Origin of the sequence: Ameyamaea chiangmaiensis, assembly GCF_013376175.1 — a bacterium.
Classification (GTDB): domain Bacteria; phylum Pseudomonadota; class Alphaproteobacteria; order Acetobacterales; family Acetobacteraceae; genus Ameyamaea; species Ameyamaea chiangmaiensis.
Map to the genome: position 1 here is coordinate 1 of NZ_JABXXR010000126.1, position 8,178 is coordinate 8,178.

Consider the following 8,178-nt stretch of genomic DNA (forward strand, 5'->3'; position numbering starts at 1 on the left):
CGCGTGCGTCCGCCCGTCCTCCGGCGCACCCAGGACGGCGACCCGCAGCGCCGCCAGCCCTTCGCGTACATGCCCGCGCGCGGCCAGTGCCTGCCCCAGCGTGATATGAAACACGGGCTCGGGCGACAGGGCGATCGCGCGTCCGGCAAAACCGATCGCCAGATCGTCGCGCCCGCGCAGACCGGCGATGCAGGCCAGCCCATGCAGCGCCGTCGCGCTCTTCGGCTGCTGCCGCAACACCTGCGCGTACAGGCGCTCGGCCCCGGCATCGTCACCCGTGCGCAAGGCGTCGGCGGCGGTCGTCAGCAGGTGGGACACCTCGGTCACGAGAAAATCCGCATGGAAGGAAAAGTCACCCACGCATTAACGAAATCTTCAATCCTTCAGGTCAAGGTGTTGGCTGATCACGGACACCAGCATGTGGACGAGGAGAGGGCCATGCATGTGGAGCGCAGAACCGGAACCATTCCCGGTATTGTCTTCGTCACCGTTCGCCATCATCAGTCAGTCGTCCAGTTCTCGTCCGAAGTCAGAATCGATACGAACAACCGTTATATCTGCCGGTTGCCGCATAATCAGTGGAGCACACCGTGTCAGAGCGTCGACGCGGCCCTGCTTCTGCACGCCGCGACGCTGCTGCCGGTCGCCGATGATGCCCCATGGCTGGAAAACCCCCGTCCCGCGGCGTTCGCAACGCCCGCGCATCGCCATGCCGCGGAGATCATCGCCATGAACGCCACGATGGAGGCGGAGCCACTTCCGTCACGCCCGTCCGCGACACAACCCTCCGACGCGCAGATGCCGGATTGCACGACTGTGTGACTTCGGGGCTATAACCTCGGGCATGAACCGTTCCGCCGTCCGCCACACGCTCCGTCTTCTTCTCCTGGGCGTCACGCTCATCACGTCCCCTGTCGTTCACGCCGCTACACTGACCGAGGTCGCGCACGCAGACGACACCATTTGGACAACAAGTGCCATCACTCCTGACGGACGCCTGTTCGTAGGGGCGACGGCGGCCTTGGGCGGAAGCGGTCCTGCCCTGAGCGAAATCCACGGCGGCACTGTAGCTCCCTTCCGGCTTGCCGACGGAACGGCCTTACCGCTGACCAACATGACCGGAATGACGGTCGCCGATGGTGCCTTGTGGGTCCTCGACAACGGTATCCTGTCCGTCAGTCCGCCCGCGCAGCACCCTGCCCCTCGCCTGCTACGTATCGACCTGTCGTCGAACACCGTCGCGCGTGTCTACACACTCGGGCCCGATGCCACCCGGCCCGGCAGCGTCCTGTCGGGTGTCGCGGTGCATGGCGACACGGCGTTTGTGGGAGACTCGGGTGCTGCGGCCATCATTGTCATCGATCTGCGCGCGGGCTCGATGAAGCGTTTCATGGAAAACGCACCCGGGGTCGCGGCGAAACATCCGATCATGATCGGCGGCCAGCCGCTGCATCTGCCCGATGGCGGCATCGCGCGGCCCAACGTGTCGATGCTGGCGCTCAGCCCGGATGGACAGTGGCTCTATCTGCAGGCGCCGGGCGGCTCGCTGTATCGTCTTGGAACGCCGTTGCTGACCGACCCCATGGTGACCGATATCGAGCGTCAGGAAGGCCTCACCCTGTGGGAAATGACCGGAACGCTTGGCGGCGTCGCCACCGGCCCGGACGGCACGCTCTATTTCGCCAAGCCCGAACGCCACGCGATCGACAGCTTCACCGTCGGCCGTATCCCGGCGACGCTGCTTGCCGATCCGCGCCTGACCTGGCCGACGGGCCCTGCGGTCGGCGCGGACGGGACGGTCTATGTGCCCGTCTCCCGTGTCGATCAGAGTGCCGCGTTCAAGCATGCGCCCGCGCCGGCACCATCCTCCGTCCTGTTCGCCATCCGCCCCTGATCCCGGCTGACCATCCCTATTCCCAGCGCATGAGCTTGCCCCTTCGCGCCGGGCCCTGATGCGACTATGATCGCGGCCATGCACTACATTTCGACGCGCGGACAAGCGCCGGTCCGTTCCTTCTCCGAAGTTCTGCTCGCCGGTCTGGCCGAAGACGGCGGCCTTTATGTGCCCCAGACATGGCCGACCTTCTCGGACGCCGACTGGCGCGCCATGCGCGGGCTGTCTTACCCCGCGCTGGCGGCGCGGGTCATCGCGCCGTTCGCCGCCGGCTGCCTGACCGAAGCAGACCTGATGAAGATGACCACGGCGGCCTATGCCGGGTTCGATCATCCGGCGATCGTGCCGGTGACCGAAGTCGAGGATGGCCTGTTCGTCAAGGAGCTGTTCCACGGCCCGACGCTGGCGTTCAAGGACATGGCGATGCAACTGCTCGGCCATCTGTTCGAGCACGTTCTGGCGTCCCGCGGCGAGACCCTGACGATCGTCGGCGCCACCTCGGGCGACACTGGCTCGGCGGCGATCGAGGCATTTGCCAACCGCGCCCGCATCAATGTCGTGATCCTGCATCCCGAAGGCCGCACGTCCGAAGTGCAACGGCGTCAGATGACCACCGTCAAGGCCCCCAACATCGGCAATCTCGCCATCCAGGGCACATTCGACGACTGCCAGGACCTGGTGAAGGCCATGTTCGCGGACGTCGTGTTCCGCCGCGACATGCACCTCTCGGCCGTCAATTCGATCAACTGGGCCCGTATCGCGGCACAGGTGGCGTATTACGTCCACGCGGCGCTGGCCATGGGCGCGCCCGACCGCGAGGTTTCCTTCGCTGTGCCCACCGGCAATTTCGGCAACGTGCTGGCCGCGTGGGTCGCGCGCCAGATGGGCCTGCCGATCAGGCATTTCGCCATCGGCTCGAACCGCAACGACATCCTCAGCCGTTTCCTGCACGACAACGACATGTCGATGCGTGCCGTCGTGCCAAGCCTGTCGCCATCGATGGACATTCAGGTCTCGTCGAACTTCGAGCGGCTTTTGTTCGAGCTTCTCGATCGTGACGCCGATGCCTGCGCCACCATGATGATGGACTTCCGCAAGACCGGGCGCATGAATATCGACCCCGACGCCTGGCGCCGGGCAACGGCGCTGTTCTCCGGCATTGCCCTTGACGATGACGGTACGCGTGCCGAAATCCGGTCCCTGTATGACAACAGCCACTATCTGGCCGACCCGCACAGCGCCATCGGCATCGCCGCCGGTCGTGCCGCGCGCGAGCCCGGCGTTCCCATGATCGCCATGGCCACGGCGCACCCGGCCAAGTTCCCCGACGCCATGGAGGCCGCCACCGGCCTACGCCCGGCGCTGCCCGAGCATCTGGCCGATCTTTTCGAGCGCGAGGAACGCTTCCGGGTCGTGGAGAATGACCTTGGGCTCGTCGAGGACGCGGTCCGCAGCCTGGTGCTGTCCAATAGCTGAGACGACCCGCCCGCGAGGGCACCGATAACGCCGGCCGCGCCGCGGCCGTGCCCGACAGGACACGCATGACCGATCCGATCCAGATCACCCGCCTACCCTCCGGCCTGACCGTCGCCACCGAACGCATGGACCGCGTGGAAACCGTCTCGTTCGGTGCCTATGTCGGCACCGGCACGCGCGATGAGGAGGCGTCGGAAAACGGGGTCTCGCATTTCCTCGAGCACATGGCCTTCAAGGGGACCACGTCCCGCTCCGCCGTCCGGATCGCCGAGGAAATCGAGAATGTCGGCGGTCATATCAACGCCTACACCGCACGGGAGCAGACGGCCTACTACGTCAAGCTTCTGAAAGAGGATCTGGCTCTCGGCGCCGACATCATCGGCGATATCCTGACGCATTCCGTCCTCGAACCCGATGAGCTGGAGCGCGAGCGCGGCGTCATCCTGCAGGAAATCGGACAGGCGAACGACACCCCCGACGACATCATCTTCGACCATTTCCAGGAAACGGCCTTCCCGAACCAGCCCATGGGGCGTCCCACACTGGGGCCGGAGGCGCTGATCCGCACGATGCCGCGCGAGACGCTGACGGCCTACATGCAGCGCCACTACACCGCCCCCAACATGGTCGTGACCGCCGTCGGCAATCTCGAGCATCAGCGGGTGGTCGAACTGGTTGAGCGGCACTTTGCCGACCTTCCGACCCATACGTCCCCACGCCATGTCGCCGCCCACTACGCCGGGGGCGAATTGCGCGTCGAGCGCGACCTAGATCAGGCGCATCTCGTGATGGGCTTTCCATCGGTCGGGTATGGCGATCCCGACTATTACCCCACGATCCTGCTGTCGACGCTGCTGGGCGGCGGGATGTCGTCGCGCCTGTTTCAGGAAGTGCGGGAGAAACGCGGTCTGGTCTATTCGATCTACTCGTTCACCGCCCCGTTCGTGGACAGCGGACTGTTCGGCATTTACGCCGGCACGGGCGAGGACGAGGCACGGACCCTCGTGCCGGTCGTGCTGGATGAACTCGCCAAGGTGCGCCGCGAGATCGACACGGCGGAACTCAGCCGGGCACGCGCGCAGCTGAAATCGTCGCTGTTGATGTCGCTCGAAAGCACCGGCGCGCGTTGCGAGCAGGTCGCTCGCCAGTTGCAACTGTTCGGACGCGTGATCCCCACACACGAAACCGTGGCCAAGATCGATGCCGTGACGGTGGACGACATCCGCGCAACAGCCACGCGCGTGTTCACCGCCGCGCCGACCCTGGCCTGTATCGGCCCGGTCGCCAACGTGCCGCCCCTGTCCTCCATCATCTCGGAACTGGCGGCATGAGCAACGCGCTGGACCTGCTCGACTCGCTGATCGCACGGGCGAAGGCCTCCGGGGCGGACGCCGCGGACGCGATCATGGTCGCCGGGACCGCGTCGGGCGTTCAGGTCCGCAACGGGCAGACGGAGGACCTGGAGCGCTCGGAGACGACCGATATCGGCCTGCGCGTCTTCATCGGCCAGCGGTCCGCCATCGCATCGACCACCACACTCGACCCTGCTCGCTTCGACGCGCTGGTCGAACAGGCCATCGCCATGGCACGCGTCGTGCCGGAAGACCGGTTCGCCGGGCTGTGCGACCTCGCACGCCCCGGGCGCTTCGACGCCGCCGGCCTTGATCTGGCTGACAGCGCGGAGCCGGACACCGCGGCCCTTCTCGAACGCGCCCGTCTCGCGGAAGGCGCGGCTCTGGCCATCCCCGGCGTTACCAAAAGCAATGGCGGTTCGGCGAGTTATGGTCGGACGGAGGTCACTTTGGCGACGTCGGCCGGGTTCGGCGGCCATTATACGCGCACCAGCCATGCCACCTCCGCCACCGTTCTGGCCGGCTGCGGAACCGGCATGGAACGCGATTACGACTATGACTCACGCGTGCATCTGTCAGACCTGCGCGATCCGGCCGCCATCGGGCGCGAGGCCGGCGAGCGCGCGGTGCGCCGGCTGAACCCGACCCGTCCCAGGACCGGCACTCTACCGGTGGTCTACGACCCGCGCGTGTCCGCCAGCCTGATCGGACATCTGGCGGGCGCGATCAATGGTGCGGCCATCGCGCGAGGGACCTCGTTCCTGAAGGGCCGGATGGGGCAGCGCATCCTGCCGATCGGTGTCGACGTGATCGACGATCCGTTGCGCGTGCGCGGACTGCGGTCGCGCCCCTTCGATGGCGAGGGCGCGGCCATGGCACCGCTGGCCCTTGTGGAGGACGGCATTCTGACCCAGTGGGTGCTCGATTCCCGAAGCGCTCGCCAGCTTGGGCTGACCGGCAACGCACGGGGCGGTCGCGGGTCGTCCTCCCCACCGTCCCCGGCGCTGAGCAATGTGTTCCTCAGCAACGGGTCGCTTACCCCCGAAGCCTTGATGTCGGATATCCGCGAGGGCATCTACATCACGGAAATGATGGGCTCCGCGGTCAACGGCATCACGGGCGACTACAGCCGGGGTGCGAGTGGTTTCATGATCCGCGACGGGGCTCTCGCGGAACCGGTGGCCGGTCTGACCGTTGCGGGCAATCTGATCGATATGTTCGCGCGCCTTGTTCCAGCGAACGATCTGGTGTTCCGGTTCGGCAGCGACGCCCCCACGATCCGGATCGACGACCTGAGCATTGCCGGCAGCTGACCGCCACGCGGCCTCTGCGCCCCCCTTTTGGACAAGAGCACGACGCCTGATGAAAAAAGCCGCCTTTCTCTCCCTCGCCTTGGCGACCGCCCTTGCGACCGTCAGCGTGGCACCCGCGGAGGCACGGCCGGGTAGCGGTAGTTCGATGGGAAGCCGCGGTTCACGCACCTACAGCGCGCCGCCGCCCACCGCCTACGCCCCGTCGGGCGCGTCTCCGATGCAGCGCTCGGTCACGCCTTATCAGCAGGCTCCGGCGCAGTCCTACGGATATGGCCAGCCCGGCTATGGCAGGATGGGCTATGCTAATCGCCACCCGTTTCTGACCGGTTTCGCCGGTGGATTCCTCGGCGCCGGTCTGTTCGGTCTGCTAGGGGGGCATGGCTTCTTCGGCGGCATGCACGGCGGCGGCTTTTTCGGCTTCCTGATCCAGATGCTGCTGCTGGGCCTTCTGATCAGCTGGCTGATCCGCCGATTCGGTCATCGCAGCCCGATGTCCACAGGCATCGGCAACCAGCCGCGTATGCCGCAATCGGGCGGCATGAACCCGGGCGGTGCCCCTCTGACCATCACCCCGGCAGACTATCAGGCGTTTCAGCAGTCGCTGTATGACATCCAGGCGGCCTGGAGCCAGCAGAACCTAGGCGCGTTGCAGCGGATGGCGACGCCGGAAATGGTCAGCTATTTCAACGAGCAACTGAGCGCCTACGCCAGCCGGGGCGCCCGCAACGTCGTCTCCGCCGTTCAGTTCGAGGGGGGCGACCTGTCCGAGGCCTGGCGCGAGGGCAACCTGGACTACGCAACCGTCGCGATGCGCTACTCACTTGTGGATGTGACCACCGACATGGCTGGAACCGTCGTGGAGGGTAACCCGAACGAGCGGATGACCGTGACCGAACTATGGACGTTCGTGCGTTCAGGGCCGCATGGCGGCTGGCTTCTGTCCGCGATCCAGCAGACCCGCTGACGCCGGTCAGTCGTGCTGGGCGGGCAACGCGCCCGCCAGCACTTGGCAATCGCAGCCCGGTCAGGACAGCGACAGGGCCAGTCCGTACAGAACTGCAGCAAACGCCAGAACCGTCAGAACGACGCCTGTAATGCGCCCCTTTCGACGGCGGCCGATGATGGTCAGTGCGGTATCGCTCATGACACGTGTCCCCTGTGGATCAGTGTGACACGACCAGCGCGTGATCGAGCAGCAGGCCGCAGAACAGCAAAAATAGATACGCGAGCGAGAAGCGGAAGGCCCGGCGCGCTGGCGCATCGTTGGTCAGGCTTACCCCGGTTTCGTCCTGACGGTCGCGCACGACGGCTACGGCACACGCCACGAACCCGAGCCCCAGTGCCAGGGCCGTCGCCGTGTAAATCCATCCGCACAGATGCAGCCACGACGGCACGAGCGAGACGGCCAGAAGAACGAAGGTGTAGATCAGGATCTGATGACGGGTATGGCGCGCGCCCCGCACGACCGGCAGCATCGGGATGCCGGCCCGGCCATAATCCTTGCACGCATACAGTGACAGGGACCAGAAATGGGGCGGCGTCCACAGGAACACGATCAGAAACATCACGATCGGCAAAACGTCGAGCGACCCGGTCGCCGCCGCCCAGCCGATCATCGGCGGAAACGCGCCGGCGGCGCCCCCGATCACGATGTTCTGCGGTGTCGAGCGTTTGAGCCACATCGTGTAGATCACGGCGTAGAAGACAATCGAAAACGCCAGAATGAACGCCGCCAGTGCATTGGTGGCAAACCACATCAGCACTACCGACGCCACGGACAGCCCCACGCCGAAGCCCAGCGCGCTGCGTTCGGGCATACGACCGCCGGGGATCGGGCGCGTCGCGGTGCGCGTCATGATCGCGTCGATATCGCGGTCGTACCACATGTTGATCGCGCCAGCCGCACCCGACGCCATGCAGATACACAGGATCGCCACCGCCGCAACGAACAGGTTCATGTGGGCGGGCGCTACGACAAGACCGGCGGCACCGGTGAACACCACCAGCGAGATGACCCGGGGCTTGAGAAGCGCGAACCAGTCGCGTGCCTCGGTGCCCAGAATGGCGCCGGGTTCAGCGACGAACGCCTTGTCGGCGACAGCCCCGCTCATGCGCGCGACCGCGCGGCGAGAGGCGCGGCTGC

General features: G+C 66.1%; 7 protein-coding genes and 1 pseudogene. 6 read left to right on the forward strand and 2 right to left on the reverse strand.

Annotated features, from left to right (window positions below; all coding sequences use genetic code 11):
- Nucleotides 1-327 (reverse strand): annotated as a pseudogene (locus HUK82_RS12725) (tetratricopeptide repeat protein); the annotation flags it as partial.
- A 117-nt stretch (nt 328-444) separates the two neighbouring features.
- Between HUK82_RS12725 and HUK82_RS12730 the strand changes: the two are divergent.
- The 6 genes from HUK82_RS12730 (at nt 445) to HUK82_RS12755 (ending at nt 6,999) form a co-directional block, all read left to right on the forward strand.
- Entirely contained in the window at nt 445-822 is a 378-nt protein-coding gene (locus HUK82_RS12730) for a hypothetical protein (RefSeq protein ID WP_218061587.1), read from the forward strand.
- Nucleotides 823-844: 22 nt separating this feature from the next.
- Nucleotides 845-1,894: an L-dopachrome tautomerase-related protein gene (locus HUK82_RS12735; RefSeq protein ID WP_176614323.1), complete on the forward strand. Its 1,050-nt coding sequence runs from the start codon at nt 845-847 to the stop codon at nt 1,892-1,894.
- A 78-nt stretch (nt 1,895-1,972) separates the two neighbouring features.
- Nucleotides 1,973-3,370 (forward strand): threonine synthase, encoded by a 1,398-nt coding sequence (gene thrC, locus HUK82_RS12740; protein WP_176614324.1) that lies wholly within the window; start codon nt 1,973-1,975, stop codon nt 3,368-3,370.
- A 65-nt stretch (nt 3,371-3,435) separates the two neighbouring features.
- Complete coding sequence (locus tag HUK82_RS12745; protein ID WP_176614325.1) at nt 3,436-4,701, forward strand: M16 family metallopeptidase; 1,266 nt, start codon at nt 3,436-3,438, stop codon at nt 4,699-4,701.
- On the forward strand, nt 4,698-6,035 hold the full coding sequence (locus HUK82_RS12750) for a TldD/PmbA family protein (RefSeq protein WP_176614326.1): 1,338 nt from the start codon (nt 4,698-4,700) through the stop codon (nt 6,033-6,035). Before HUK82_RS12745 ends, HUK82_RS12750 begins: the two co-directional genes overlap by 4 nt.
- Before the next feature lie 49 nt (nt 6,036-6,084).
- Entirely contained in the window at nt 6,085-6,999 is a 915-nt protein-coding gene (locus HUK82_RS12755; RefSeq protein WP_176614327.1) for a Tim44 domain-containing protein, read from the forward strand.
- Between the two features lie 199 nt (nt 7,000-7,198).
- Here the strand turns inward: HUK82_RS12755 and HUK82_RS12760 are convergent, their stop codons facing one another.
- Nucleotides 7,199-8,146 carry a heme o synthase gene (locus HUK82_RS12760; protein WP_176614328.1) on the reverse strand — a complete coding sequence of 316 codons (948 nt, stop codon included), beginning with the start codon at nt 8,144-8,146 and terminating at the stop codon, nt 7,199-7,201.
- Nucleotides 8,147-8,178: the final 32 nt, after the last annotated feature.